This is a genomic window from Labilithrix sp. (genome assembly GCA_019637155.1).
Taxonomy (GTDB): Bacteria; Myxococcota_A; Polyangia; order Polyangiales; family Polyangiaceae; genus Labilithrix.
The window spans coordinates 40881-65576 of sequence record JAHBWE010000001.1 but is presented as its reverse complement, the minus strand read 5'-3'; the positions used below and the strand labels follow the sequence as shown (position 1 = coordinate 65576).

The 24696-nt window shown below is 71.6% G+C and carries 23 protein-coding genes; 7 read left to right on the top strand and 16 right to left on the bottom strand.

Going from position 1 to position 24696, the window contains the following annotated elements; translation table 11 throughout:
- The 3 genes from KF837_00285 to KF837_00275 are packed head-to-tail and all read right to left on the bottom strand — an operon-like array spanning position 1 to position 2064.
- Positions 1 to 534 (bottom strand): hypothetical protein, encoded by a 534-nt coding sequence (locus KF837_00285; protein ID MBX3225709.1) that lies wholly within the window; start codon positions 532 to 534, stop codon positions 1 to 3.
- 12 nt (positions 535 to 546) lie between these two features.
- On the bottom strand, positions 547 to 849 hold the full coding sequence (locus tag KF837_00280) for a hypothetical protein (GenBank protein MBX3225708.1): 303 nt from the start codon (positions 847 to 849) through the stop codon (positions 547 to 549).
- A 60-nt stretch (positions 850 to 909) separates the two neighbouring features.
- Positions 910 to 2064, bottom strand: coding sequence for a hypothetical protein (locus tag KF837_00275; protein ID MBX3225707.1), 1155 nt, complete (start codon positions 2062 to 2064; stop codon positions 910 to 912).
- Between the two features lie 26 nt (positions 2065 to 2090).
- Here KF837_00275 and KF837_00270 point away from each other — a divergent pair, with 26 nt between their 5' ends.
- Entirely contained in the window at positions 2091 to 3755 is a 1665-nt protein-coding gene (locus KF837_00270; protein ID MBX3225706.1) for a DUF885 domain-containing protein, read from the top strand.
- Here the strand turns inward: KF837_00270 and KF837_00265 are convergent.
- Positions 3740 to 4207 (bottom strand): DoxX family protein, encoded by a 468-nt coding sequence (locus tag KF837_00265; protein MBX3225705.1) that lies wholly within the window; start codon positions 4205 to 4207, stop codon positions 3740 to 3742. The two genes, KF837_00270 and KF837_00265, sit on opposite strands and share 16 nt — an antisense overlap.
- Positions 4208 to 4283: 76 nt before the next feature.
- Here KF837_00265 and KF837_00260 point away from each other — a divergent pair, with 76 nt between their 5' ends.
- Positions 4284 to 5231 (top strand): LysR family transcriptional regulator, encoded by a 948-nt coding sequence (locus KF837_00260; protein MBX3225704.1) that lies wholly within the window; start codon positions 4284 to 4286, stop codon positions 5229 to 5231.
- A gap of 32 nt (positions 5232 to 5263) precedes the next feature.
- On the opposite strand, the gene KF837_00255 is transcribed toward KF837_00260, so the two are convergent.
- Positions 5264 to 6232, bottom strand: coding sequence for an NAD(P)H-quinone oxidoreductase (locus KF837_00255; protein ID MBX3225703.1), 969 nt, complete (start codon positions 6230 to 6232; stop codon positions 5264 to 5266).
- Positions 6233 to 6257: 25 nt separating this feature from the next.
- On the opposite strand from KF837_00255, the gene KF837_00250 reads away from it, so the two are divergent.
- A complete protein-coding gene (locus KF837_00250; protein ID MBX3225702.1) occupies positions 6258 to 6920 on the top strand; it encodes a YkgJ family cysteine cluster protein in 663 nt (220 codons plus the stop codon).
- 10 nt (positions 6921 to 6930) lie between these two features.
- On the opposite strand, the gene KF837_00245 is transcribed toward KF837_00250, so the two are convergent.
- Positions 6931 to 8712: a PQQ-binding-like beta-propeller repeat protein gene (locus KF837_00245; protein MBX3225701.1), complete on the bottom strand. Its 1782-nt coding sequence runs from the start codon at positions 8710 to 8712 to the stop codon at positions 6931 to 6933.
- Complete coding sequence (locus tag KF837_00240; protein ID MBX3225700.1) at positions 8709 to 9530, bottom strand: HEAT repeat domain-containing protein; 822 nt, start codon at positions 9528 to 9530, stop codon at positions 8709 to 8711. Before KF837_00240 ends, KF837_00245 begins: the two co-directional genes overlap by 4 nt.
- A 70-nt stretch (positions 9531 to 9600) precedes the next feature.
- Here KF837_00240 and KF837_00235 point away from each other — a divergent pair, with 70 nt between their 5' ends.
- From KF837_00235 to miaA, 3 genes are read left to right on the top strand one after another with little or no spacing between them, the layout of a single operon-like run.
- A complete protein-coding gene (locus KF837_00235) occupies positions 9601 to 10275 on the top strand; it encodes a hypothetical protein (protein MBX3225699.1) in 675 nt (224 codons plus the stop codon).
- Positions 10250 to 12052: a DNA mismatch repair endonuclease MutL gene (gene mutL, locus KF837_00230; GenBank protein ID MBX3225698.1), complete on the top strand. Its 1803-nt coding sequence runs from the start codon at positions 10250 to 10252 to the stop codon at positions 12050 to 12052. Before KF837_00235 ends, mutL begins: the two co-directional genes overlap by 26 nt.
- Positions 12039 to 12935, top strand: a complete 897-nt coding sequence (gene miaA, locus KF837_00225) for a tRNA (adenosine(37)-N6)-dimethylallyltransferase MiaA (GenBank protein MBX3225697.1) — start codon at positions 12039 to 12041, stop codon at positions 12933 to 12935. Before mutL ends, miaA begins: the two co-directional genes overlap by 14 nt.
- 7 nt (positions 12936 to 12942) lie before the next feature.
- Here the strand turns inward: miaA and KF837_00220 are convergent, their stop codons facing one another.
- Both KF837_00220 and KF837_00215 read right to left on the bottom strand, forming a co-directional pair.
- Entirely contained in the window at positions 12943 to 14265 is a 1323-nt protein-coding gene (locus tag KF837_00220; protein MBX3225696.1) for a hypothetical protein, read from the bottom strand.
- On the bottom strand, positions 14262 to 14819 hold the full coding sequence (locus tag KF837_00215) for a hypothetical protein (GenBank protein MBX3225695.1): 558 nt from the start codon (positions 14817 to 14819) through the stop codon (positions 14262 to 14264). The genes KF837_00220 and KF837_00215 overlap by 4 nt, the downstream gene beginning before the upstream one ends.
- A 63-nt stretch (positions 14820 to 14882) precedes the next feature.
- Here KF837_00215 and KF837_00210 point away from each other — a divergent pair, with 63 nt between their 5' ends.
- Complete coding sequence (locus KF837_00210; protein MBX3225694.1) at positions 14883 to 16175, top strand: hypothetical protein; 1293 nt, start codon at positions 14883 to 14885, stop codon at positions 16173 to 16175.
- Here the strand turns inward: KF837_00210 and KF837_00205 are convergent.
- The 7 genes from KF837_00205 to KF837_00175 all read right to left on the bottom strand — a co-directional run bounded on the left by KF837_00205 (position 16153) and on the right by KF837_00175 (position 24403).
- Positions 16153 to 18720, bottom strand: a complete 2568-nt coding sequence (locus KF837_00205) for a S8 family serine peptidase (GenBank protein MBX3225693.1) — start codon at positions 18718 to 18720, stop codon at positions 16153 to 16155. The genes KF837_00210 and KF837_00205 overlap by 23 nt on opposite strands.
- A 15-nt stretch (positions 18721 to 18735) precedes the next feature.
- Positions 18736 to 19059 (bottom strand): hypothetical protein, encoded by a 324-nt coding sequence (locus tag KF837_00200; protein ID MBX3225692.1) that lies wholly within the window; start codon positions 19057 to 19059, stop codon positions 18736 to 18738.
- A 93-nt stretch (positions 19060 to 19152) separates the two neighbouring features.
- Positions 19153 to 20385, bottom strand: coding sequence for a hypothetical protein (locus KF837_00195; GenBank protein MBX3225691.1), 1233 nt, complete (start codon positions 20383 to 20385; stop codon positions 19153 to 19155).
- Between the two features lie 17 nt (positions 20386 to 20402).
- Positions 20403 to 21935 (bottom strand): acyl-CoA carboxylase subunit beta, encoded by a 1533-nt coding sequence (locus KF837_00190; protein MBX3225690.1) that lies wholly within the window; start codon positions 21933 to 21935, stop codon positions 20403 to 20405.
- 12 nt (positions 21936 to 21947) lie between these two features.
- Positions 21948 to 22838: a serine/threonine protein kinase gene (locus tag KF837_00185; GenBank protein MBX3225689.1), complete on the bottom strand. Its 891-nt coding sequence runs from the start codon at positions 22836 to 22838 to the stop codon at positions 21948 to 21950.
- A 19-nt stretch (positions 22839 to 22857) separates the two neighbouring features.
- The gene (locus KF837_00180) at positions 22858 to 23649 is read right to left on the bottom strand and encodes an enoyl-CoA hydratase/isomerase family protein (protein ID MBX3225688.1); all 792 of its coding nucleotides are present in this window, start codon (positions 23647 to 23649) and stop codon (positions 22858 to 22860) included.
- A gap of 19 nt (positions 23650 to 23668) precedes the next feature.
- Positions 23669 to 24403: a hypothetical protein gene (locus KF837_00175; GenBank protein MBX3225687.1), complete on the bottom strand. Its 735-nt coding sequence runs from the start codon at positions 24401 to 24403 to the stop codon at positions 23669 to 23671.
- Positions 24404 to 24696 lie beyond the last annotated feature (293 nt).

The following is a 24696-nucleotide window of genomic DNA, read 5'->3' as shown; positions in this document are numbered from 1 at the left end:
TCACTCCGCCGACGCAAAGTCGGCCGCGATGGCGAGGCGTACTGCTTCACGCACGCGGGGGTCGAGCGTCATCGCGCCGAGTCGCTCGTCGAGGACCGAGCGCTGGACGAGGCGGTGCGCGATCGCCGCGCGATTGAAGCGATGGTCCTTCTCGCGATTCGCCACATACTTCGAGAGCACGAGGTCGTGGACCTCGAGGCAGAGACCGCGCGCGCCACGCGTCAGTGGCCCCTCGACGATGACGAGCCGCGCCTCCCACCCGGACGGCAGCGTCGCCGTGTCGGGGCCGACCCCCTGCGCGTAGTAGCCCCACATGTCGTGGAACGGCGACAGCTCACCGATCGAGCCGTCGACGACGTCGGCGCGCTCGGGATGGTTCTTCGGAAAGAGATCCGCTTCGTTCGAGATGGTGAGCTCGGGCGGAGGCTCCGGAAACTGACCCAGGATCGCCTGGCTGCCGACGACGACGATCTCGTCGTCGGCGGCGATCGTGGCGGCTGCGCCGATGAGGTGCTCGAGCTGAGGCCTCCGCATGGTGGATGCAGTCTACATCGAGCGGAGGATCTGCCAGCGTTCGCGCGCATCGAGCGCACCGGCGAACGGGCTCGCCTGGCGGAGCGCGCGGGCGTGTTCGTCGTCGCGCTCGAGGAAGGCCGCGACCTCGGCGGGGGAGCCAGTGAGGACGTGCTCCCACTCGGCGCAGTAGCGTGGGTGGACCCCGCCTTCGCGCCGCCACGTCGCGACGCGCGAGCGTGCCCGCTCGAGCACGCGCTCGTCGACCAGCAGCCGCGCCGCGACCGCGCGGTGCAACGCGAGGCTCCGCGACTCCACGATGGCATGTGAGGACACGACGCGATCGTAGCGCAGATCGTGCACGCTCGGCGCCACCGCGCCTCGCCGAGCGTATTGTCACTGCTCGATGGTCGAGTTGGTGACGGTGGGGGTGCCTTTGGCCTTGATGAACATGCCGGGGAAGCCGGCGGTTTGGAACTTTCCCTTTGGGTTGTTCTTGAAGAAGGAGTCCTTGATGAAGAGCGAGCCGGTCTGATCGTTGCTCACGAAGAAGATCGCGCTGCCGCCTTCGTTCGCCTTGTTGCCTTCGATCTTCGTGCCGCACACGTTGAGGTCGAACGTGTTGCCGTCGTTGTAGATCGCGCCGCCGTTGCCGCCCTGGCCCGAGTTCGCGCCGGTGCCGATCGCCTCGTTGCCGGTGAACACGCTGTTCAGGATCGTGTACGAGGTGCCGATGCTCGAGAGCGCGCCGCCGTTCGCGCAGACGTTGTTCTCGAAGGTAGAGCCCTCGATGTAGACCGGCTTGCTCACGCTCCCGCCCGCGCGATGGTTGAGCACGCGGACCGCCCCGCCGCCGAGGTCGGGGCCGAGGTCGGCGCAGCGGTTGTTCACGAAGCGTGACTTCAGGATCCGCACGAGGCCGCCGCGGATCCACACCGCCCCGCCGCCGGCCTTCTCGCCCTCCGGCATCGAGCGCGTGTCGCCCTCGGTGAAGACGAGGTTCTGGAGCGTGAGGATGGGCAGATCCTGATCGTTGCAGATCGGGCCCGGGAGCCAGACGAGGTCCTTGTCGCAGACGTTCATGTAGAGGATGCGCGTCGTGCCTCCTCCCGACAGCGTGACCTTGTTGCCGCCGTCGATGACGATCTTCGGGCCGGTGTCGTTGTAGATCTTCGCCGGCTGCGTCAGCGTGATCTTCACCGGCTCGGGGCCGCAGTCGAACGTGATGACGCCGCCCTTCGCGACGGCGGCGACGAAGGCGTCGGCGGTGCAGCTCGCGGGCGTGCCGTCGCCGATCACGGTCCGCGGGTTCGACACGTCCTCGAGCGCGGCGGCGGGCTCGACACACTTGCCGTCGGGGTTGCCCGGCGGCGGGAGCGCGCCGGGCGTCACCGTCGTGTCGATCGGCGTCGCGGGCGCTCCCCCTCCCCCGCCCGACGACGACGTCGAGGACGACGAAGCGCCGCCGTCGGGGCCGGCTGCGGCCGTCGTGTCGTCGGAGCTGCAACCGAGTATCCCGACCGAGACGCAGAGGAAGAGGGCGCCGCGCATTCGGTGATCGTACGCTTGTCCTCGGCATGACACGACTCGGTTTCGCGCTCGTCCTCGCGACGGCGGTCCTCGGCGCGTGCAGCGATCTCCGTTCTCCGTTCGCCCCCACCATCGCCGCGCTCGTCGAGGCGATCATCGACGAGCAGCTCGCGTTCGTCCCCGCCCGCGGGCGCGAGGCGGGGCTGCACGAGTACGACGCGCGCCTCGCGGACTACTCGCGGGCGGGCATCACGCGGCGCATCGCGCGGCTCGAGGCGCAGCGCGCGGCGCTCGCGGGAGAGCACCCGCACCTGCCGCACGAGGTCCACGACGTGGCGCTCCTCAAGTGGCAGATCGACGAGCAGCTCTTCTGGCTGACGGAGCGGAGGGACTGGGAGCACGACCCTGCGTTTTACGAGGAGCTCTTCTCCGTCAACGTGTACCTCGATCGCGAGTACGCGCCGGCGGAGGAGCGGCTCCGGCGGCTCGTGGAGCACGAGGAGGCGGCGCTGCTCCAGGTCCCTTTCCTGCGCGCGAACCTGAAGCCGCCGATCGCGAAGCCGCTCGCGGACGTCGCGATCCAGATCTACGAGGGCCGCGCCGAGTTCTTGCGGAAGGACGTCGCCGCGCGCGTCGCGGGCATGACGAAGAGCGACGAGCTCGCGGCGCGGTTCGGGCGCGCGAACGAGGCGCTCGCGGCGGAGGCGGCGAGCTTCGCGGCGTGGCTGAAGACGGTGCCGACCGACGAGAGCCACGCGCTCGGGCCGGCGCTGTTCGCGCGCCTCGTCGAGGTGTATGCGGGCGAGCGCATCTCGCTCGCGGACTTCGAGCGGATGGGCGAGGCCGACCTCGCGCGGAACCGAGCGCTCCACGATCGGCTCGTGAAGGAGGTCCCTTCACCCGCGCGCCCCGACGACGTGCTCGCGGAGGCGCGGAAGCTCGTCGACGAAGCGCGCGATTTCCTGGAGGAGCGCGCCATCGTCACGCTCCCGAACCAGCCGAAGGCGGCGGTGAACGAGACGCCGCCGTACCTCCGCTACAACTCGGCGTGGCTCGACGTGGCGGGCCCGTTCGACCTCGCGCTCGGCGGCTCCTACTACATCACGCCGCCCGACCCGTCCTGGCCGGAGGAGCAGCGCGCGGCGTACGTGCCGACGCTGAGCGAGCTCCGTTCGACGACGGTGCACGAGGTCTATCCCGGTCACTACGTGCAGTCCGGTTTCCTCCGCCACGCGCCGACGCGCGCGCAGAAGCTCGTCGGCAGCGTGACGTTCATCGAGGGCTGGGCACACTACGCCGAGCAGATGATGGCGGACGAGGGCTTCGGCGGCGGCACCGCGGACGCGAAGCTCGGGATGGTGAAGCAGGCGCTGCTCCGCGACTGCCGCTACCTCGTGGCGCTCGGCATTCACACGAAGGGGATGACGCTCGCGCAGGCGGAGAAGCGGATGATCGAGGACTGCCATCAGCGTCCCCCCGTCGCGAAGCAGCAGGCGCTCCGCGGAGCCTTCCATCCCTGGTACTTCGCGTACACGCTGGGCAAGCTCCAGATCCAGGCGCTCCGCGCGGAGGCGCAGCAGGCGGTGGGGCGGCGCTTTCAGCTGAAGCTCTTCCACGACGCGCTGCTCTCGCACGGCCAGGGCCCGGTGGGGCTCTTGCGCGCGCGCGTGCTGTCCGACGTGCGCTCCGGCGGGCCCTACAAGGCGCCCTGAGGTTTCGCGTCCGCGTTCGTGCTCGCGCTCGCGACGAGGCGCACGCCCGCGGGGCTCTCGGGCGTCGCGCGGGCGCGGAGCATCGGGGCGAAGGACGCGCGGTAGCTCCAGGCGAGGAAGAGCTCGAGCGAGAGGAGGAGCACGACCATCGGCAGCCCTGGAACGAGGAAGATGTGGAAAGCGGCGATGTTGACGACGATCGGCGCGAGGACGGCGAGGGCGAGGGGGACGAAGCGGTTCGAGAGCAGCGCGACGCCGGCGAGGACCTCGATCCCCTTCAGGAGCGGGAAGAAGTAGCCGCTCGAGGCGAGGCCGGTCACGAAGGGGGCGGCGGCGGGCGGGAGCGGAGGTTGCGGGAGGAACTGGAGGAACCCGTTGAGCCCGAACACGAGGAAGACGAGGCCGAGCACGACGCGCGCGGCGATGGTGGCCTTGGGGGTGAGCTGGTTCATGGCGTCCACTTTGGATCGTTGCTGGCTTGCGAATTAGAGCGATTGGATCGAACCTTGGGTTCGTAGTTTGCGAACGATGGACCTCAACCGAATCACCGCGTTCGTGCGCGTCGTCGAGGAGGGCAGCTTCACGAAGGCGGCGGCGGTGCTCGATCTCCCGAAGTCGTCCGTCAGCCGCAGCGTCGCGTTGCTCGAGGAGGACCTCGGCGCGAAGCTCCTCCAGCGCTCGTCGCGCAAGGTCACGCTCACCGAGATCGGCACCGCCTACTACGCGCGCGTGGGTCGTGCGCTCGTGGCGATCGAGGAGGCCAACACCGCGACGGCGGACGAGCGCGTCGTCCCGCGCGGGACCATTCGCGTCGCGGTGCCGCCGTCCGACGCGGGGACGGATCTCTTCATGCCGCTCATCGCGCGCTTCGTGGCGCAGCATCCGCACATCCACGTCGAGGTGTCGGTGAGCGCGCGTCACGTCGACATCGCGGGCGAGGGCTTCGACTTCGCGATCCGCGCCGGCTTCGTGCGTGACCCGTCGCTGATCGCGCGCAAGATCACGACGACGAGCTTCGCGCTCTACGCGTCGCCTTCGTACCTCGCCGCGCGCGGCACGCCGCGGTCGCTCGGCGATCTGCGGGCGCACGACTGCATCCTCTTCCACGGCGAGCGGCGGCGCGTGAAGTGGACCCTGACGAACGGCGAGCGCACGGAGAGCGTCGACGTGACCGGCCGCCTCAACGTCGACGCGCTCGCGGAGGTCCGCTCCGCCGCGCGCGCGGGCGCGGGCATCGGCGTGCTCGTCCCGCCGATCGTCAGCGACGAGCTCGAGACGGGCGAGCTCGTCCGCGTCCTCCCAGAGTGGTACGGCCCCCCGATGCCGCTCTCGATCGTCTACCCCTCGGCGCGCTTCGTCCCACACCGCGTCGCGCTGCTCCGCGACCACCTGCTCACCGAGCTCACCAAGCTCGACTGGTCCTGCCACGGCCACCCGCGCCCACCTCCACGCCCGCGCCCACGCAAGAAGCGGTAGCCACCTCCGCGGACGCACCGGGAGCGGCGTGGTCAAGGGGTGAGGATGATCTTGCCGAAGGTGGTGTTGGAGGCCATGGCGGTGAGGGCGGCGGTGGCTTGTTCGAGGGGGAGGACGCGGTCGACGATGGGGACGAGGTGGCCGGCGGCGACGAGAGGGGTGATGTTGCGGCGGAGGACCTGGCCGAGGGCGATTTTTTGTTCGAGGGGGCGGGCGCGCATCACGGTGCCGATGACGGTGAGGCGGCGGTGGAGCATCGGGCCGAGCGAGAGCTCGGCGGTCGCGCCGCCCATGAGGCCGACGAGCACGACCCTCCCGCGCTCCGCGCACGCGGCGAGGCTCTCCGGCAGGTAGGCGCCACCGACGAGCTCGAGGACCACGTCGGCGCCGCGGCCGCTCGTGTGCCTCTTCACCTCGTCCGCGAACTTCGCGTCCGCGGCGAGGATGCCGTGCTTCATGCCGAGCGCGGCCGCGCGATCGAGCTTGTCCTGCGTGCGCGCGGTGCCGATCGCGGTCGCGCCGATCGCGCGCGCGATCTGGACCGCGGCGGTGCCGACGCCGCTCCCTACCGCGTGCACGAGGACGTCGTCGCCGGCGGAGAGGCCGGCCTGGAGGACCATCGCGTCGTAGGCGGTGAGGAACGCCTCCGGGATCGCGGCCGCGTGCGTGAAGTCGAGGCCCTCCGGGATCGGCGCGAGCGTCCGCGCGGGCACGACGACGTGCTCCGCGTACGCGCCGCCGCCGACGATCGTGAAGACGCGCTCGCCCACCGCGACCTCGCGGACGCCGGCGCCGACCGCGTCGACCTCGCCCGCGATCTCGAGCCCCGGGATGTCGGGCGGCGCGTCGGGCGGCGCGGGGTACATGCCGCGGAGCTGCATCAGGTCGGCGCGGTTCACGCCCGCGGCGCGGACGCGGACCCGCGCCTGTCCCGGCCCGGGCCCGGGGGTGGGGACTTCGCGGAGATGGAGAGACCCGTTGTCGATGACGACCGCTCGCATCGCTCCATGATAGAAGCTCCGGTCCATGGCCGTGGCAGTCACTCCGAAATATCGTCCCATCGTTCGCCAGTTCGACGTGAAGCACGTCAAGAACGCCGCCGCGCACGTGCGCGCGGGGGGGCACGCGTTCGTGTGGGAAGGCAAGCGGCGCGTCACGTTCGTCTTCGGCGAGCCCGAGGACGACAACCCGGACGACTTCGGTCTCTGGGGCATCTACGACATGGGCAAGTGGCGCTGGAAGCTCGAGACGAGCGGTCCGCTGAAAGGCCTCGCGACGAGCCAGGTCCCGCGCGACTGCTTCTGGATCGCGCGCCGCCGCGCCGAGCGCGACTCGATCCACGAAGGCACGAAGCGCAAGATCGCGATCGACTGCACGGAGTGCGCGGCCTGCTGCCGCGACAACGAGGTGCTCCTCCAGCCGGAGGACATCGATCGCATGGTGAAGGGCGGCCGCCCCGAGCTGACGAAGGCGCCCTACGCGAAGCGCCACAAGGACGGCCGCATCATCCTCACGCTCCTCCCGAACAAGCGCTGCCGCCACCTCCAGCCGAGCAACATGTGCGGCATCTACGAGATCCGGCCGCACTCGTGCAGCGAGTTCCCGATGGGCAGCGAGTGCTGCCTCTTCGCGCGCGAGGACATCCTCCAGCTCCACGACGGCCTGAAGCCGAGCGAAGAGAACAGCTGATCTAGATCGCTTACTTCTTGTCCGCCGGCTTCGCGTCGCCGCCGCCGCTCGCGGAGAGGAGCTGCTCGAGCTTCGCGCGCGGGGCCTCCTTCGTCATCGCGTCCTTCGCGGCGGCCTCGATGATGGGGCGGGAGCCCTTCGGATCGAGGCGCAGCATCGCCTCCGCGACGCTGCCGACCGCGACGCCGACCTCGTCGCTCGCGGCCGTTCCGCGGTACATCGCGAAGAACTGCTTGAGCTGCGGCAGCTCCTTCGGCGTCGCGATCACCGCGAGCGCGGCGGCCGCGCGCTTCACGTCGTCGTCGGTGATGGCGGGATCGAAGAGGTGCGCTGCGATGAGCGGCGCGGCGTTGGGGTCCTTCATCGCCGCGAGCGCGTCCGCGATCGGGCCGACCGGCGGCGAGCGGAGGACGTCGTGCAGGTAGTCGTAGTGCTTCGAGAGCGCGGCCACCATGTGGCTCTGGCCGTTGCGGCGCGCCGCGAGCGCCGTGCGCGCGTCCTCGACGAGGACCGGGACCGAGCGCGGATCGGACGCGATGTCGATCAGCGTCTTCGTCGCCGAGTCGTCCGGGATCGTCGCGAGCTCGCGGATGAGGAGGCGCTGCGCGGTCGCGAGCGTGGCCTCGCGCACGGTCACCGCGTCCGTGATCTGCTGGCCGAGCGACGGGCCCGCCGCCGACGCGCGCGGCGTCCGGAAGTGATCGGCGCGGACGGTGCAGCTCTTGATCGGCTGGCCGATCTGCTTCTCGAGCGCGACCTGCCCGCTCTTCGCGTCGAGGACGGTGATCTTGCCCTCCTCGTCGCAGAGGATGACGCCGCCCTGCGCGGCGCGGCCGCCGATGACGTCGCTCGGGACGTGGCGGACCCACGCGAGCTGGTTGCCCTCCGTCGCGAACCCGAAGATGAGGCGGTAGTACGTCGCGTAGAAGCGCCCCGAGTCGAGCGCGAGCTTCTCGCTGTCCGGCCGCGCGTAGAGGCGATCGCGATCGCGCGCGTTCGCGACGACCGGGGTCTTCTCCGTGCCGGCGCTGAAGGCGCGCGGCGTGCCGGGGAGCTCACGGGTCGGGATCGGGATCTTGTTCGCCTGCCCGCGCGACGCGAGGCTGATCTTCTCGTCGAAGCGGACGAAGCCGTGCTCCGCGAAGTAGAGCTGCTCGCCGATCATGAGCGCGCGCGAGACCTTGTCGCGCAGCGTGACGCGCCCGATCTCGTCGCCGCTCGCGGCGTCGATCGCGCTGACGTACTGGTTCGCCCACGGGACGAAGACGACGCCGCCGAGCACCGCCGGCGCGCCGATCTGCTTGTCGGTCTCGATCTGCCGCTTCACCGAGCCGTCGCGACCCACGATGAGGAGCGTGGAGCCGCCGCCGCGCTGGAGCGTGACGGCGGTGATCGCGCCGTCGTCGCCGGCGCCGAGGAGCGGGAGGCCGCCGGTGGGGCGGGCCCACAGCTTCTTGCCGCTCTGCGCGTCGAAGCAGGCGACCTCGTTGCCGCCGGACAGCACGACGACGCTGCCCGCGATGACGGGCCGCGAGTCGAGCGCGTGGCTCACCGTCCACTGCTCGCCGTCGCCGAGCGGCGTTCCGACGATCTTGTTGCCCTGCGTCACCGCGACCGCGATGTCCGAGCCGGGGCCGGGCTTCGCCTCTCGCAGCTTCGAGTACACCTCGCCGATGCTCTTGCCCTGGTCGTCGACCCAGTCGGTCGAGAACGTCTTCGGGTTGAGCTGATCGCCGCCGCAAGCGACGAGGCCGACGATGAAGGCGGCGGACAGCCACTTCGACGCGTTCATTGGGAACCTCCCGACGTCGCCTTCACTGCCTGGTCGACCGCTTGTTTGATGCGCGCCGAGGCCTCCTTCGGGAGCCGGCTCTGCACGTCCTTCAGGTAGCGGTTCGCCTCGCCGGTGCCGAGCTCGCGGATGCGACCGAGGACCTTGATCTTGGCGTCGTCCGAGATGTCGTTCGCAGGGCGGAAGAGCACCTGATCGAGGCCGCCGGTCACGACGTCGAACGGGAGCTTGCCGATCTTGGCCGCGAGCTGCTCGCACTGCTCGGGGCTACAGAGCTGACCGATCGAGGCCGCGGCCTCCACCACTTTGTGATCGAGCGCGGTGAAGAGATCGCCCACCGCGTCCTTCGCCTTCAGCCCGCCGAGCCCGGAGGCGGCGACGCCGCGCACCTGCGCGTCCTGATCGCCGAGCGCCTTCCGCAGCGCGGTCGCGGCGGCGGCCCCCTTCGTCCGCGTGAGCGCCTTCACCGCGGCGCGACGGAGCGACACGTTGCGGTGCGACGCGTAGAGCGCGAGGACGGCGCTGCCGTCGGGCGACTCGATGTCGCCGAGGGTGTCGATCGCCTGCTGCGTCAGGACGTCGTTCAGGCCCTTGTTGAGCAGGTTCGAGACCTCGCCCGCGCCCGCGCCCGCGGCGGGCCCGAGGATGCGGAGGTCGTCGAGCCCGGCTCGAATCTGGTTCTCGTCCCCGGATTTGAGCTTGGTGACCGCGGCGCCGACGTCGCCCTTCGGCGCGGGCTTGGGAGGGGCGGCGAAGCTCGACGACGCAGCAAGGACAGCCGCGAGGACGAGGGCTCGTGAAAGGAGAGGAGCGCGCATGTCGGCAGCCCGGATTACCACGAAACCGCCGCGTATCGGACGAGTATCCGACGTGCTATGGCCTTGTTCGATGTCGTCGATTCCTCCGCCCGCGCGGGACTCGGACGCGCCGCCGAAGGCCGACCCCGGCCCGCGTCGCCCGAAGTACCTCGTCGTGGCGCTCGTCATGGCGCTCGCGTTCGGCGCCGGCTGCTGGACGGAGGGGTGCGGGCGCCTCGCGTTCTACCGCGGCGAAGTCGACTACGGCGCGCAGCTGAACCAGCAGATCAAGGACGAGCAGGACCGCGAGCGCGTGGAGTCGCTCTACCAGCGCTACCTCGACGCGGCGGACTCCGGGCGCGGGCGCGCGATCCCGATCGCGGCCGCGATCTTCGTGCTCGGCGCCGCGCTCCTCGCGCTCACCGCGCGGGGGCTCGCCGGCAAGTCGAACACGCGGAGCGCGCTCGTCCAGGTCGTCGCCGCGCAGGCGATCGTCGTCGCGGGCTCCTACTTCGCGCTGAAGCCGATGCGCGAGGCCGAGCTCGAATGGCAGAGCGAGCACACGCTCGCGATGAAGCGCGAGACGATGACGACCGACCAGTTCGAGCAGGTGGCGCCGATGATGCACAAGCTCCGGCGGTGGACGCCGCCGGCGTGGCTCGTCTTCCGCACGTTCGCGAGCGCACTCATCCTCGTCGCGCTCACGCGCCAGCGCTCGCGCGAATTCTTCGAGGCGGCGGGTGGGGCGGATCCACAAGCTTCCTGACGAGCTCGCCAACCAGATCGCCGCCGGTGAGGTCGTCGAACGACCCGCCAGCGTGGTGAAGGAGCTCCTCGAGAACGCCCTCGACGCGGGCGCGACGCGCGTCACGGTCGACGTCGAGAGCGGCGGCACCGCGCTCGTCCGCGTCGTCGACGATGGCGACGGGATGACGCCCGCCGACGCCGCGCTCGCGCTCGAGCGCCACGCGACGAGCAAGATCCACGCGCTCGCGGACCTCTTCCGCCTCGGCACCTTCGGCTTCCGCGGCGAGGCGCTGCCGAGCATCGGGTCCGTCTCGAAGCTCACGCTGCGGACGCGCCCCAAGGACGCGAGCGAGGCCCACGAGATCGTGGTCGAGGGCGGGCGCACCGTCGCGACGCGGCCCGCCGGCGGCGCGACCGGCACGACGATCGAGGTGCGCGAGCTCTTCTTCAACGTCCCCGCGCGGCGCAAGTTCCTCAAGGCGACCGCGACCGAGAGCGCGCACGTGGGCGAGGTCGTCCTCGGCGCGGCGCTCGCGCGGCCCGACGTCACGTTCACCCTCTCGCGCGACGGCCGCATCGTGCGCGAGTACCTGCGCGCTCCTTCCCGCGCCGAGCGCGCGCGCGCGGCGAGCTCCGGCGAGAACCTCGCCCACGTCACGGCGGAGCGCGGACCGATCCGGATCGAGGCGATGCTCGCCGCGCCCGAACGCGCGCGCTCGGGCGCGACCGGCCTCGCGCTGCTCGTGAACGGGAGGCCGGTGCGCGATCGCCAGCTCGCGCGCGCGGTCGCGCACGCTTACGGGTCGGTCCTCGACAGCGGTCGCTACCCCGTCGGCGTCGTGTGGATCGATCTCCCGCCCGAGCTCGTCGACGTGAACGTGCATCCGCAGAAGGCGGAGGTCCGCTTCACCGACGCGCGCGGCGTGTTCGACGCGGTCACGCGCGAGCTCCACGCCGTCCTCGCGCACACCTTCCAGCTCCCCGACGCCGGCGGCAGCCCCTACGCGCACCTCGGCGCCCGCGCGCGCGAGGCCCGCTTCGAGCTGCCGACGCTGCAAGCGCTCGGACAGATCGCGCAGCGCGTGCTCGACGACCAGAGCGCGGCCGGCGCCACGGTGGCGCCGCCGACGACGCTGCCGCGGCCGGAGCCGATCCCGATCCCGGTGCCGGCCGAGAACCTCTTCCTCGCGGAGCGAACGAGCACGGGCGCCGGCGCGGGCCTCTACGCGACGCTCCGCTTCGTGGGGCAGGTGCACGGGACGTACCTGCTCTGCGAGGGAGAAGATGGACTCTACATCCTCGACCAACACGCCGCCGCGGAGCGCGTCACCTTCGATCGGCTGCGGCGCGCGCACGCGAGCCGCGCGCTGCCGACGCAGCGGCTCCTCGTCGCCGAGATCGTCGAGCTGCCGCCGGCCGACGTCGCCGCGCTCGAGGAGAACGCGGACGAGGTGCTGCGCCTCGGCGTCGAGCTGCGCGCGGTCGGCGACGGCGCGGTCGCGGTGCACGCGCTGCCCGCGCTGCTCAAGAAGCCCGATCCCGCGCGGGTGGTGCGTGACCTCGCGAGCGAGCTCGGCAAGAGCGGCGGGCGCGCGTTCGGCGACGCGCTCGATCTCGTCCTCGCGACGATGGCGTGCCACGGCTCGATCCGCGCCGGCGACGCGATCGCGCCCGAGGAGGTGAAGGCGCTCCTCTTCGCGCTCGACGCGGTCGACTTCGGCGGACACTGCCCGCACGGACGTCCCGTCGTCATGCGCCTCCCGTGGAACGAGCTGGAGCGACGTGTCGGCCGCTGAGCGCGCGATCGCGATCGCCGAGAGCGCCGAGCTCCTCTGCATCGTCGGACCGACCGGGAGCGGCAAGACCGACCTCGCGATCGAGGTCTGCGCGGCCGTGGGCGGCGAGGTGGTCTCCGCCGACAGCGTGCAGGTCTACCGCGGCTTCGACGTCGGCTCCGGCAAGCCCAGTCTCGCCGAGCGCGCGGCGACGCCGCATCACCTCGTCGACACACACGCGCCCGACGACGCGATCGACGCGACCACGTTCGCCGAGCTCGCCGACGCCGCGATCGCGGACGTGCGCGCGCGCGGGAAGACGCCGATCGTCGTCGGCGGCACGTTCTTCTGGGTACGCGCGCTCGTGCTCGGCCTCGTCGACGCGCCGCGCGCCGATCCCGAGGTGCGCGCGCGCCACCAGGCGATCGCGGACGAGCGCGGCCGCGCGGCGCTCCACGCGGAGCTCGCGAAGGTCGACCCCGCCTCGGCGGCGCGGCTGCACGAGAACGACCTCGTGCGCGTGAGCCGCGCGCTCGAGGTCTTCGAGCTGTCGGGTCGAACGATGTCGTCGCTGCAGGCAGAGCACGGCTTCAAGAACAAGCGCATCGACGCGCGGCTCGTGGGCTTGCTGCACACGCCGGAGGAGCTCACCGATCGCATCGCACGCCGCGTCGACGCGTGGCTCGCCGGGGGCTGGATCGAGGAGGTCCGCGCCCTCGTCGCGGCGGGCCACGAGCGCTCCCGCGCGATGGGCTCGGTCGGCTACGCCGAGGTCGCCGCCCACCTCCGCGGCGAGCTCTCACGCGAAGAGCTACGCGACGCGATCGTCCGCTCCACCCGCGTGTTCGCGCGCAAGCAGCGGACATGGCTGAACCACGCCGACGTCGAGTGGTTGGAAGGATGACGTCGCGCTAAAGCGAGAGCGACATCGTCGCGTCGAGGAGGTCGCCGAACGACGAGCCTGTCACGGCGGGGAGCGCGCCCTCGATCGCGGCGACTTGCGCCTCGGCGGGGAGGACCGGGCGCGTGACCTCGCCCGCGGCGGAGAAGTCGATCGGCGCGGCCGGCTCTTCGTCGTGGACCTCTTCGAGCTCCATCGCGAGCTCGGGCTCCGCGGGAGGAGGAGGGGGCGGCGGAGGCGCGACGACAAGGTCGGCCGGAGGCGGCGGAGGAGGTGGCGGCGCAGCGACCGGCTCCGGAGGCGGCGGGGGTGGAGGCGGCGGCGCGGCGACGATCTCCGGCGGAGGCGGAGGCGGGGGTGGCGGCGGAGGCGGCGGCGGCGCGGGGGCGACGCGGACGACCGGGCCGCGAACGGGCTCGCCGGTGCGGGCGACGGGCTCGGTCCAGCCGCCGATCATCGTGTGGCCTTCGGCGGAGGAGGGCGGCGAGGCTTCTTCGATCTCGGGGGTGCGGAGCGGCTCCGGCTTCACCGAAGCGATCGCGACCTGCTTGCCCGACTCGGGCGGCGGCGTGTGGCGCGGGCCGCTCTCGTCGGGGCCGGGCGACGCGTCGGCGGCCGCGATCGGACGCGGCGACGAGCTCGGCGTGGGCTCGACCACCTCGTTCGCGAGCGGCGCCGGCGGAGGCGGCGGCTCGGGCTCGACCGGCGCGGGCGCGGGCGTGGCCTCGGCCACCACCTCGAGCTCCGCTTGCGGCGCCGCCGCCTCGTTCGCGGCGTGATCCGCGACCGGCTGCGCGCCGCTCTCTGCCGGAAGACCGGCGGGCATCGCCTCGACGAGGTCCGGCTCGTCGACGTCGATGTCCATCTCGACGACCTCGCTCGAGACCTCGACGTCCATCGTGTCCGGATCGAAGTCGATCTCGGAGGTCGTGACCTCGGTCTCCGGCTCGGGCGGCGGAGGAGGCTCCGACCACCCCGACGTGACCGCCGCGGGCGGCGCCGACGACACACGCTTCTCCGCCGGTGCGGGCTCGGCCTGCGTCGCCGGCGGCTCGCTCACCCGCGGCGGCACCGACGGCTGCCTCGCTTCCACGGGCGGCGGGGGCGCCGTCGGAAGCGCGACCTCGACCGGAGGCGGCGGCGCCGTCGGCAGCTTCGCGACCACCGGCGGCGCGGGGCTCGGCTCCGCGACCACGCGCGCTTGTGCGGGCGCGGCGGCGGCGAGCGCGGGCGCGATCGCGGCGGTGGCGGCGGGGCGCGGCGCCTCTGCGCGTTCCTTCACGCGCGCGAGCAGGCGCTCGAGCTTCGCGATTCTCTCCTTCGGCGAGGTCACGTCGACACCTTGGGCTGGAGCGCAGAGAGGATCTCCATCCAGGTCTTGCCCGAGGAGACCAGAGACCGGCATCGGATCATCGTCTGCGACGTGCCGATGAGGAACCGCAAGACGTTTCCTTCCCGGCCGATCGGGATCATGCAGACGTCTCGCCCCGCCGCGAAGCCGACCGCTCCCGCGAGCGCGGCGGCGAGGAAGCCGTCGCTGTTCACGTTCGGGTTGGTGAGCACGACGACGAGCGCCCTCCCCCATCGCTCGACCGTGACCGAGCCGAGCCCCGCGATCGCGAGCTCGCCCGCGAGGTGCGTCACCACCACCTCGAGCGTCGACGCTCGAACGCCCCCGTCGCCGCCGAGCGAGGCCGCGACGCGGGCCCCGCACGCGCGCCCCACCTCCGCGCCGAGGTGCGCGAGCGCGCCCGGCGTCGTCCGGTCGAGCGCCTCGAGCGCGGCCGCCGGCACGAGCAGGAAGCGCGTCCCGCGCGAGTCCGACGTCGCGCCGTTCGTCATGTCGAAGCGAACTGCGCCGTTGGGATCGAACGCGGGACCAGGCATGATTGACCACGTAGGGTACGGGCCCGCGGGAGACCGAGTCAAATGCGTCACGGCGTCGGCTCCATGTTCTTTTGGCTCGCAGCGGCGGCGTCGCCGGACGCCCCCACCCAGGCTGGCCAGGCTGCCCCCACCGGGAGCGAGATCCGTTACGCCGCGCGCCCCGCCCTCCCCCGCGCCGCCAAGGCGTGCTCGCCGCGCGTCCCCGTCTGCGTCCACTTCGCCCCCCGCGACGCCCCCGCCGCCCCCGCCGCGCTCGCCGCCTTCGAGCGGACCTGGCCGGTCCTCACCGGCGCGCTCGCCCTCCCCCGCCCCGAGCTCGATCCGATGACGCTCGCCCACGACGTGTTCCTCGTCGACGGCGAGAACGAGACGCTGCTCGAGGCGCGCGACGTCCGGTCGAACGTCGATCGCGGTCGCGGCTTCACGCTCCTCGACCGCCGAATGCGTGCAGGATGCAACCTCGACGCCGCCGCCGCGACCGCGGTCGCGCGCGCGAGCCTCCTCGGCGTCGCGCCCGCGACCGAGGAGCCCACCGCGCGCGCGCAGGCGCGCTACTTCGCGCAGCTCGCGGTCCCCTGCGCGGTGGCGTACGACGCCGACGCGTTCGCGACGTTCCAGTCCCAGCCCGAGCGGCCGTTCGCGGACGCCGGCGCCGACGCGCGCTTCGCGGACGGCGCGGCCGCGTTCTGGTCGCGCGTCGACTGGGCCTACGGCCGCACGCCCGGCGCGATCCCGCGCGCGACGTGGGCGCTCCATCCGACGACGACGCCGGTCGGCGCGCGGCGATGGATGAACGAGCCCGACACGTTCGACGTCCTCCGCCTCTCCTTCAAGAACGCGCTCTCCACCGGCAGCACGGTGAACGATCTCTGGCTCGACTTCGGCGTCGCGCGCGCGTTCCTCGGCGCGGCCGACGACGGCCTCCACCAGCCCGAGCTCAGGACGCTCGGGGAGGCGGGGCGCGTGCCGGTCGCGTGGGACATCCCCTGGCCGAACGAACCTCGCCGCCTCGCGCCGCGCGTGCCGGTCGCCCCCACCGGCGCGGCGTACCTCGTCGTCCGGCGCGCCGGCGCGAAGCCCGGCGCGCGCCTCCGCGCCGAGATCGAGTGGGAGGAGCACGCGCTCTTTCGCTGGGCGTTCGTGAAGCTCGACGAACGCGGACGCGAGCTCGGGCGCGTCGTGATCCCGACGCAGGAGCGCGCGACGGAGGCGCAGATGACGCTGGTCGATCTCGACGCCGTCGATCGCGTCATGCTCGTCGGCGTGAACGTCGGCGATCCCGCCTACGCCTTCGATCCCGACGACGGCCCGCTCGAGCCGCACGGCTGGCTCGTCACGATCGCCGAAGAACGATGAGCGCCAGTAAGGCGAGCGCGAGCGCCGCGCCCCACGGCGGCGCGCCGTACGCTCCGCGCGCGACCCCACACCCCGAGCCGCTCGCCTGGCTCGGGTACATCGCGCTCCAGCGATCGGTCCCGATCGGCAGCGCCTTCGGCGCGACGATCGCGGCGCCGTCGAAGCTCGCGCCGAACGACGCGCGCGAGCCGCCGAGGCCCGGCGGCGGCGTCCACGAATAGATCCACACCCCGGGACCACGCCGCGTGATCGCCGGCGCCGGCGTGACCGGCTTGCCGTCGACGAGCACCGACGCCTGGAGGCGCGTCGAGTCGAAGAAGTCTCCGCGGTGCTCGCCGTCGGCGGTGCGCAGCTCCACGATCGCCGAGAGCGGCGTCGAGCCGTCGGCCGCGACCCAGTCGGAGGAGAGCGCGATCCAGCTCTGCTCGAGCGCGGGCATAATCGAAGCCGGATCCCGCATCCGATCGAGCGCGTCGAGCGAGCCCATCGCGTCGACCTCCCCCGGCCCCGCGTAGTCGTCGAACGCGGTGCGCGTGCGGTAGCGATGCGCGCCGGCCTGGAGCAGCGCGAGGATCTTGTCCTGCGTCAGCGTGGGATCGACCTCGAGGAGGAGCGCCACGACGCCGGCGACGATCGGCGAGGACATCGAGGTGCCCTCCGCGATGCCGTGGTTTTCGTCGATCTGGAGGCACTTGCGATCGTCGGCGCCGTCCTTGTTCTTCGGACAGACCGACGTCGAGAACACGCTCCCCGGGCGGCCGGGCTGCGCGTCGCGGCTCATCGCGGAGACGATGACCGCGCCCGGCGCCGCGATCTCCGGCTTCGGCACGCCCGCCGCGTTGGGGCCGCTGCTCGAGAACCAGCACACCTCGCCGTCGTAGAGCTCGCGCAGCGCCGCCGACGGCGCCTGGTCCGTGATCGCGCGCCGGATCGGGAGCCCGCCCTCGCGATCGAGCACCGGCTGGCGCAGCGCGACCTCCGCGCCCGAGATCGACGTCCAGCTCGGACGGTTCACCGTGCAGCCGACGCCGATGATCGACGGGTGCGTCGCGGGCAGGTTGATCGTCCCTTCGCGGACCGCGCTCGTGAACGTCGCCTGCCGCTCGGTCCCGAGCGCGACGTCGCCGATGCCCTCCATGTAGAGCTCGGCGACGCCCTTGCCCTCGAGCCGGATGTTGTAGTCACCGGCGGGCCACTTGCCCGCCCACACCACGACCGCGCCGTTCGAGTCGGGGCCGATCGGGCTGTTCGGCAGGTTCGAGCCGTAGATGATCCCAGCGTTGTAGTCGGCCGTGTTCTTCGCGTCCTGGCGGCCGCGCTCCACCGGAGGGATCCACGTCCCGTCGGGTCCGTCGAGGCCGATCGTCATGTTCGCGCCGGGGCGCAGCGTGATCCACACCTGCACCTGACCGTTCGCCGCGCCGCGCGTGCGGATCGGGACGAGCATCGGCGTGCCCTCGGACACGTAGACGCTCTGGTGGATCGGCATCTCCGCGATCGTCCCGGAGTTGCCGGCCGCGACGATGATGGAGTGCCCCGGGTGCTCGGGGCCGACGTACGACGCGATCGCCTTCTCCCAGAGGAACGAGCCGTCGTGCGGGCCGAAGTCGCTCCCGAGCGAGATGTTCACGACCATCGGCTTCTTCTCGAAGTCGGCGCGGTCGAACATGAACTCTACGGCGGTGACGAGGAGGTCCTCCTGGATCGAGTCCGAGGACGAGACGCGCACCGAGACGATGTCGGCGCGCTGCGCGATGCCGCCGTATGGCGTGCCGTCGATCGAGCGCGCGACGGCGGTGCCGGTCACGTGCGTGCCGTGACCGACGTCGTCGGTCGGGACGCAGAGGACCCCCTTCGACTCGTCGCACACGTTGAGCCGCATCGCCTCGAGGCCGAGGTTCAGCTCGCGCTCGCTGAAGACCGCGCCGCGGATGATGACGCCGTCGTCGTCCTGGATCCCGTACCGCTCCTCGAGCGCGCGGTGGGTGCCGCGCGGCGGGAGCGAGAGATCGAGGAGCCACTTCACGCGCGTGGTCCCGTCTTCGTTGCGGAAGTCCGGATGCGCGACGTCGAGCCCCGTGTCGGCGACGCCGACCATCACGCCGGCGCCGGTCGCGCCGCGCGTGCTCCGCGCCTGGTTCGCGCGCACGAAGAGGTTCGCGCGATCGTTCAAGGTGTGGAGCGGCGGCGCCATCTCGAGGAGGAGATCGGGGTGTCGATCCGAGAACGCGCGAATGCGCTCCGGGCTCCCGCGGAGGCGACCGATGCCGGTGGCGACGTGCTCGAGCCCGAGGTCCTTCGCGTTCGTCCCCTGCGGGAGGCCGACGAGCGCGCCGATCCGACCGTTCTCCGGCGCGAGGCCGCTCCGCGCGTGCCGGCCGAGCGCGTCGAGCAGGCCGACGCCGACCGGCGAGCCGCGCACGACGCGCGGCGCCGAAGGGACGACGGGAGCTTTGTCCTCGGAGCGCGCGGGTCCGCGGTCGAGCACGAGGACGGCGGCGCAGGCGAGAGCGGCGGCCAGCGCCTTCTTCCCAAGCAAAGGCATCGGAGCGATACGGTATTACGGATCGGAGTCGACGAGGGCGGGGTCGTTCACGGTCGGCGTCTCCGGCACGACGCGGAGACGGATCCGCTCGACGCCGACGACCTCGTCCCACTCGTCGCCGTAACCCGTGTAGTGCACCATGAAGCGCCCCGAGCCGCGGCGCTCCATGATCGTCGCGGGCCACCAGCGCCCGCGCCACTCCACCTCGATCTCGTCGCGCGACGTGTACGCCGGCGTATCGGGATCGTCGGCGGCGGGCGAGCCGAGCTCGGCGTCGCTCGCGTGGACGGCGCCGACGACGACGTCGAGCGGCGCCGTGACGCTCGCGCTGTTCTTCAAACATCCAGTGGCGAGAAGCGAAGCTACCCCCACGGCAACGACCCGCAGGATCATACGTTGAGTCTGGCAGCTCCGCGGCGATGTGCCAGGTCGCTAACGAACGCGCGCGAGCGCGAGCTCGACCTTCGCGTCGTCGTCCGCGGCCTCGACGAGCTCGAGCAGCGCGGCCCGCATCTTCGGCTCCGCGCAGGCCTCCGCCGCGACGCGGACGGTCACGCGGTGCGCGGCGTCGCCGAGGCGGAGGAGCGCCGCCGCGGCGCCGACGCGCGTGTCCGTGCTCGCCTCCGTGCTCCGCGTCACGTCGGCGAGGACCTCGGGCGTGACCGCGGCGATCCGGTAGCTCTGCGCTCCGCCGCGGATGAGCTGGTCGATCCCGGCGAGCCACTCGCTCGCGCTGCGGTGGCCGCGGCCGAGATGGGTGCCGAGCTCCGCGATCTCGGGGGCGCGCTGCCATCGCTCGAAGGCCTCCTCCATCGTGTCGGCGCAAGCGCGCGTCTCGGCCCCGCGCTGCGCGTGCGTGTCGGGCGCGTCGAGGATCGAGATCGCGATGCGCTTCTGCGAGTGGAGCACGACGACGGTGTCGACGACGGCGGCGCCGAAGCCCTTCGTCTTCCGCGTGACGTGCTCGACGTCGGCGAAGCGGTACGTACGGCTGAGCCCGTACCAGCGCGTGGTGAAGCCCTCCGCGCCGATCACGACCTTGCCGCGGATGAAGCCCACGATCGCGGCGATGAGGGCGCAGACAGGGAGGATGCCGAACGGGACGACGAAGAACATCGGGACGAGGTTCTTCCCCGACGTCGCGAGGAGGATCAAGAACCAGGGGAACCCGACGAGGCCGCAGGTCCACGCGAAGCGGGCGCCGAACGGCAGGATCCGCGTGAACGTCGCGCGCCGCTCGCCCGCCCCCGCGCCGAGCGTGTCGAGGAGCCGCTTCGCGTCGGAGCCCGGGAGCGAGAGCTCGACGCGGCGGCGGCCCTTGCACATGAGCTCGACCACGTCCTCGTCACGACGCACCGCGCGCGGGACGACGCGCGCCTCCGCGATGTCCTCGACCGGGATCCGCTCGCCGTCGATCGTCAGCGCGCGCGGCGTCGCCTCGACGCGGGCAGGCCGCGCGAGCGGAAACGAGTTGCGGAGGAACGTGAGCGGCGCGATCCAACTCCCGATCCAGACGAGGAACATCCCGGCGATCCGGTACTCGAGGACGCGGACGTAACAGAGCGCGATGCCGAGGACCGCGGCCAGCAGCGCGCCCCCCGACACGAACCAGTTCCGCCGAAGCCGATACGCGCTCGAAAACCTCTCGACGCGCTCCTCGCTCACCTCTCAAGCATAGAGGCTCACACGGGGGGGACGAGATGCTTCTTTGCCGGGCGCGGCTCGCGCTTCGCGGCGTAGCGCGCGAAGCGGGAAGAGAGCTCTGCCCTGAGGCGATCGCCGGGGATCACCGCGTCGATGACGAGCTCGCCCGCGAGCTTCATCAGGTCGATGTCGGCTCTGTACTCGTCGCGGAGCTTCGCGACGTAGGCGTCGCGCTCCGGTCCGGCCGGGACCTCCTGGATCTTGTTGTAATAGACCGCATTGACGGCGGCCTGCGGTCCCATCACTGCGATCGACGCCGACCCGAGCGCGAGGCACGCGTCGGGCTCGAACGCAGGCCCGCACATCGCGTAGAGCCCGGCGCCGTACGCCTTGCGCACGACGACGCTGATCTTCGGGACCGACGCCTCGCTCACCGCCGCGATCATCTTCGCGCCGGCGCGGATGATCCCTTGCCGCTCGACCTTCGTGCCGATCATGAAGCCAGGGACGTCGGCGAGGTAGAGCAGCGGCACGTTGAACGCGTCGCAGAGCCAGATGAAGCGCGCGGCCTTGTCGGCGGAGTCGACGAAGAGGACGCCGCCGAGCCACTTCGGCTGGTTCGCGACGACGCCGACGACGCGCCCTTCGATCCGCGCGAAGCCGGTGAGGATCTCGCGCGCGAAGAGCTGCTTGATCTCGCACCACGAGCCTTCGTCGATGATCTCGTGGATGACGGCCATCATGTCGAAGGCCTTGTTCTCGTCGGCGGGGACGATCTCCTCGATCCTCTTCCCGCTCGCCTTCGGCGCCTTCGCCTCGACCTTGGGCGGCTCTTCGCCGGCGCGGAGCGGCAGGTAGCCGACGTAGCGCTTCGCCCACGCGATCGCCTCGTCCTCGCTCTTCGCGAGCACGTCGCCGCAGCCGGACACCGAGCAGTGCATCTTCGCGCCGCCCATCTCCTCGAGCGTCACCTTCTCGCCGATGACCATCTCGGCCATGCGCGGCGAGCCGAGGTACATGCTCGCGTTGCCCTCGACCATGATGACGACGTCGCAGAACGCGGGGATGTACGCGCCGCCCGCGGCCGACGGCCCGAAGAGGATGCAGACCTGCGGGATCTGCCCGCTGAGCTGGACCTGGTTGTAGAAGATGCGGCCCGCGCCACGGCGGCCGGGGAACATCTCGATCTGATCGGTGATGCGCGCGCCGGCGGAGTCGACGAGGTAGAAGAGCGGCACCTCGAGGTCGCGCGCGGTCTCCTGGATGCGGAGGATCTTCTCGACCGTGCGGCGGCCCCACGAGCCGGCCTTCACCGTGGAGTCGTTCGCCATGATGCACACGGTGCGGCCGTCGACCGTCGCGGTGCCGGTGACGACGCCGTCGGCGGGGAGCTCGGCGTCAAGGTTGTTCGCGAGCGCCGCGTCCTCGACGAACGATCCCGCGTCGACGAGCTTCGCGATGCGCTCGCGCGCGAAGAGCTTCCCGCTCTCCGCGTTCTTCGCGTGGTACTTGGGGGCGCCACCCTTCTCGACGCGCGAGAGGGTCTCCTTGAGCTTTTCGTCTTGCGGCATGGCCGCCTGCATTTAGGCCGCGGAGCCGAACGGCCGCAAGGCCTCTGCGACGTCGCGCGCGGTCTGAAAGCGCGCCGTGACGTCGCGCGTCAGACAGCGCTTGATGACCTCCTCGAGCCCGGGCGGCGCCGCCGGCACCAGCGCGCAGAGCTTCTGCGGCTCCGCGGTGAGCACCGCGATGCTCGCCTCGACGTTGGTGGTGGCGACGAAGGCGTGCTGGCCGGTGATGATCTGGAACAGGACCGCCCCCACCGACCAGAGGTCCGCGCGCGCGTCGACGTCCTTCGAGTTCCGGACCTGCTCCGGCGCCATGTAGCGCGGCGACCCCAGCATCGTGAACGCGCTCGTCATCTCCGGCGGCTTGCCGTCCTCGCCGAGGAGCCGCTTGTCGAGGAACTTCGAGATGCCGAAGTCGACGAGCTTGGCGTGGACCTTCCCGTCCTGGGACGACTCGAGCAGCACGTTCGCCGGCTTGAGGTCGCGATGGACGATCCCGGAGGCGTGCACCGCCGCGAGCGCGCGACATACTTGCATCATACAATCCACCGCCTGCGGGATCGGGAGCGGACCGTCCTCCTTCAGGATGCGCGCGAGGTCGCGTCCTTCGAGGTGCTCCATCACCATGAACGCGGCGCCGTCCTCGAGCGTGCCGACCTCGAGCACCGACACGATGTGCTCGCTCGTGATCTGCGTGATCGCGCGCGCCTCGCGCTCGAAGCGGGTGCGGAGCTCGCTCGTCTCGAGCGCGCGGCGGAGGAACTTGATCGCGACGGGCTTGCCGTCCGCGATCTGCGTCGCCGCGACGACGACCCCGGTGCCCCCTTCGCCGATGAGGCGGCCGACGCGATAGCGATCGCGCACGACGTCACCTTCGGAGATGGAGATGCCGTTCAGCCGGCCCATGGAAGGTCCCAGACTACCATCAGCGGCCGGCGAAGCGCGGCTTCCGCTTCTCGGCGAAGGCGGCGAGCGCCTCGCGCCGGTCCTCGCTGACGAGGACCTTGTCGTAGCTCACCTTCTCGAGCTCGAGCCCCACCTCGAGCCCGACGTCGAAGGAGCGGTCGATCGCCTCGAGCGCCGCGGCCTGCGCGATGGGGGCGCCGTTCGCGATCGGCTCGATCCACTCGATCGTGTCGTCGACGACGTTCTTGCCCTCCGGGGTGACGCGGTTGACGAGCCCCCACGCGAGCGCCTCCGCCGCCGAGAGCCGGCGGCCGAGGAGGATCATCTCCTTCGCGCGCGCCTCCCCGACGATGCGGCCGAGCCGCTGGGTCCCGCCGGCCCCGGGGATGATGCCGAGCGTCGTCTCCGGCAGTGCCACTGACACATGTGCCGCCGCGACACGGAGATCACACACCAGTGCCAGCTCGAGGCCTCCGCCGAAGGCGACGCCGTTGAGCGCGGCGACGACGGGCTTCGGTGACCGGTCGAGCGGACCAAGCTCGGAGCGGTACAGCTCGACCTGCACGCGCACGTCGTTCTCGCTCATGCCCTGCCGCTCTTTCAGATCGGCGCCGGCGCAGAACGCCTTCTCGCCGCGGCCGGTGATGACGATCGCCCGCACCGACGCGTTCGACACGGCCTCGCGCGCGAGCTTGCCGAACGCCTGGAGCGTGGCGCGCGAGAGCGAGTTGGAGCGCGCCTCGCGATCGATCGTCCAGACGACGACGTTGCCGCGTTGCTCGACCTCGATCGGGAATGCTTCGTCCGCCATGGCGCGCGGAGTTAGCACGTCACGGGACGAAGGTCTCGGGCCCCTTCTTCCTCTTCGAACCGCGCCTCGACTTCACGGGGGGCTTGGGCTTCGCCACGATGGGCGGCCCGTCGTCGAGCTCGATCGGCTTTTCGTTGAGCTTGTCGTTCGCGTTCGCCTGCGGAACGACGGGTGCGGGCTCGTTCTTCGCGGGCTCGGTCTTCGCGGGCTCGGTCTTCGTCTCGGGCGGCGGCGGCGCGACGTCGGGCGGCGCCTCGAGCTTGTTCGCGGTCGCGGAGCGGGTGGGCTTCAGGTCGTCGGTGAGCTCGGCGACGGTGAAGACGACGAACCCGAAGAGGAGGATCGAGCCGAAGGCGATCGCGGCGCGGACGCCGATCTTCTTCCACGGCAGCTGCCGCAGCGCGGCGGCGAGGTCCGCGCGGAGCGTCATCAGCGGGACGCGGCAGACGTCCATCATCTGCGGTCGCGGCCGCGCGCAGACGTAGTAGGCCCACCACGCGCGGGCGACGGCCTTGGCGGAGCGCCAGGCGTCGGGCCAGCGCGACGGCACGGGCGCCGGCATCGGCGGCGGCATCGAGGAGCGCGGGCGCGCGTCGAGGTCGTTGACGGAGTAGACCGTGTACGTGAGCGGCCGCGCGTCGGGACCGCGGATGCCGGACGTCGGATCGTCGTCGTCCGTGTCGTACGAGAGCTCTTGCTGCTTCCAAGGAGGAGCGGCCTTCGCGCGCTTGTTCTCCGCGACGCGCTGCTCCATCTCTTTCCACGGAACGATCTTGCGGAGGGTCCGGGCGTCGTCGGACGTGCGCTGAAGACGTTCTTGGACGCGGCCGACTTCGGCAGCGAGAACCCTCAGGCTGGCAGACGTACGACCCATGCGCCGTCCTCCTACCTGCACCTGACGTTCCATCGATCCATCCGAGACCATCAGGCCGCGCACCACATATTTTCAGCCGTGCTGCTGACGATCGTCATCGTACATGCGGATCCACTGTAGGGCGAGCTGGTGTCTCCTTGATCCAGATCTGCTGCCATCAGGCCGCTTGTGGA

Bases quoted from the DNA above. Each gene is read 5' to 3' on its own strand.
- KF837_00285 (MBX3225709.1), bottom strand. From the start codon at position 534: ATGCGGAGGCCTCAGCTCGAGCACCTCATCGGCGCAGCCGCCACGATC.
- KF837_00275 (MBX3225707.1), bottom strand. From the start codon at position 2,064: ATGCGCGGCGCCCTCTTCCTCTGCGTCTCGGTCGGGATACTCGGTTGC.
- KF837_00270 (MBX3225706.1), top strand. From the start codon at position 2,091: ATGACACGACTCGGTTTCGCGCTCGTCCTCGCGACGGCGGTCCTCGGC.
- KF837_00265 (MBX3225705.1), bottom strand. From the start codon at position 4,207: ATGAACCAGCTCACCCCCAAGGCCACCATCGCCGCGCGCGTCGTGCTC.
- KF837_00260 (MBX3225704.1), top strand. From the start codon at position 4,284: ATGGACCTCAACCGAATCACCGCGTTCGTGCGCGTCGTCGAGGAGGGC.
- KF837_00255 (MBX3225703.1), bottom strand. From the start codon at position 6,232: ATGCGAGCGGTCGTCATCGACAACGGGTCTCTCCATCTCCGCGAAGTC.
- KF837_00250 (MBX3225702.1), top strand. From the start codon at position 6,258: ATGGCCGTGGCAGTCACTCCGAAATATCGTCCCATCGTTCGCCAGTTC.
- KF837_00245 (MBX3225701.1), bottom strand. From the start codon at position 8,712: ATGAACGCGTCGAAGTGGCTGTCCGCCGCCTTCATCGTCGGCCTCGTC.
- KF837_00240 (MBX3225700.1), bottom strand. From the start codon at position 9,530: ATGCGCGCTCCTCTCCTTTCACGAGCCCTCGTCCTCGCGGCTGTCCTT.
- KF837_00235 (MBX3225699.1), top strand. From the start codon at position 9,601: ATGTCGTCGATTCCTCCGCCCGCGCGGGACTCGGACGCGCCGCCGAAG.
- KF837_00215 (MBX3225695.1), bottom strand. From the start codon at position 14,819: ATGCCTGGTCCCGCGTTCGATCCCAACGGCGCAGTTCGCTTCGACATG.
- KF837_00210 (MBX3225694.1), top strand. From the start codon at position 14,883: ATGTTCTTTTGGCTCGCAGCGGCGGCGTCGCCGGACGCCCCCACCCAG.
- KF837_00205 (MBX3225693.1), bottom strand. From the start codon at position 18,720: ATGCCTTTGCTTGGGAAGAAGGCGCTGGCCGCCGCTCTCGCCTGCGCC.
- KF837_00190 (MBX3225690.1), bottom strand. From the start codon at position 21,935: ATGCCGCAAGACGAAAAGCTCAAGGAGACCCTCTCGCGCGTCGAGAAG.
- KF837_00185 (MBX3225689.1), bottom strand. From the start codon at position 22,838: ATGGGCCGGCTGAACGGCATCTCCATCTCCGAAGGTGACGTCGTGCGC.
- KF837_00180 (MBX3225688.1), bottom strand. From the start codon at position 23,649: ATGGCGGACGAAGCATTCCCGATCGAGGTCGAGCAACGCGGCAACGTC.
- KF837_00175 (MBX3225687.1), bottom strand. From the start codon at position 24,403: ATGGAGCAGCGCGTCGCGGAGAACAAGCGCGCGAAGGCCGCTCCTCCT.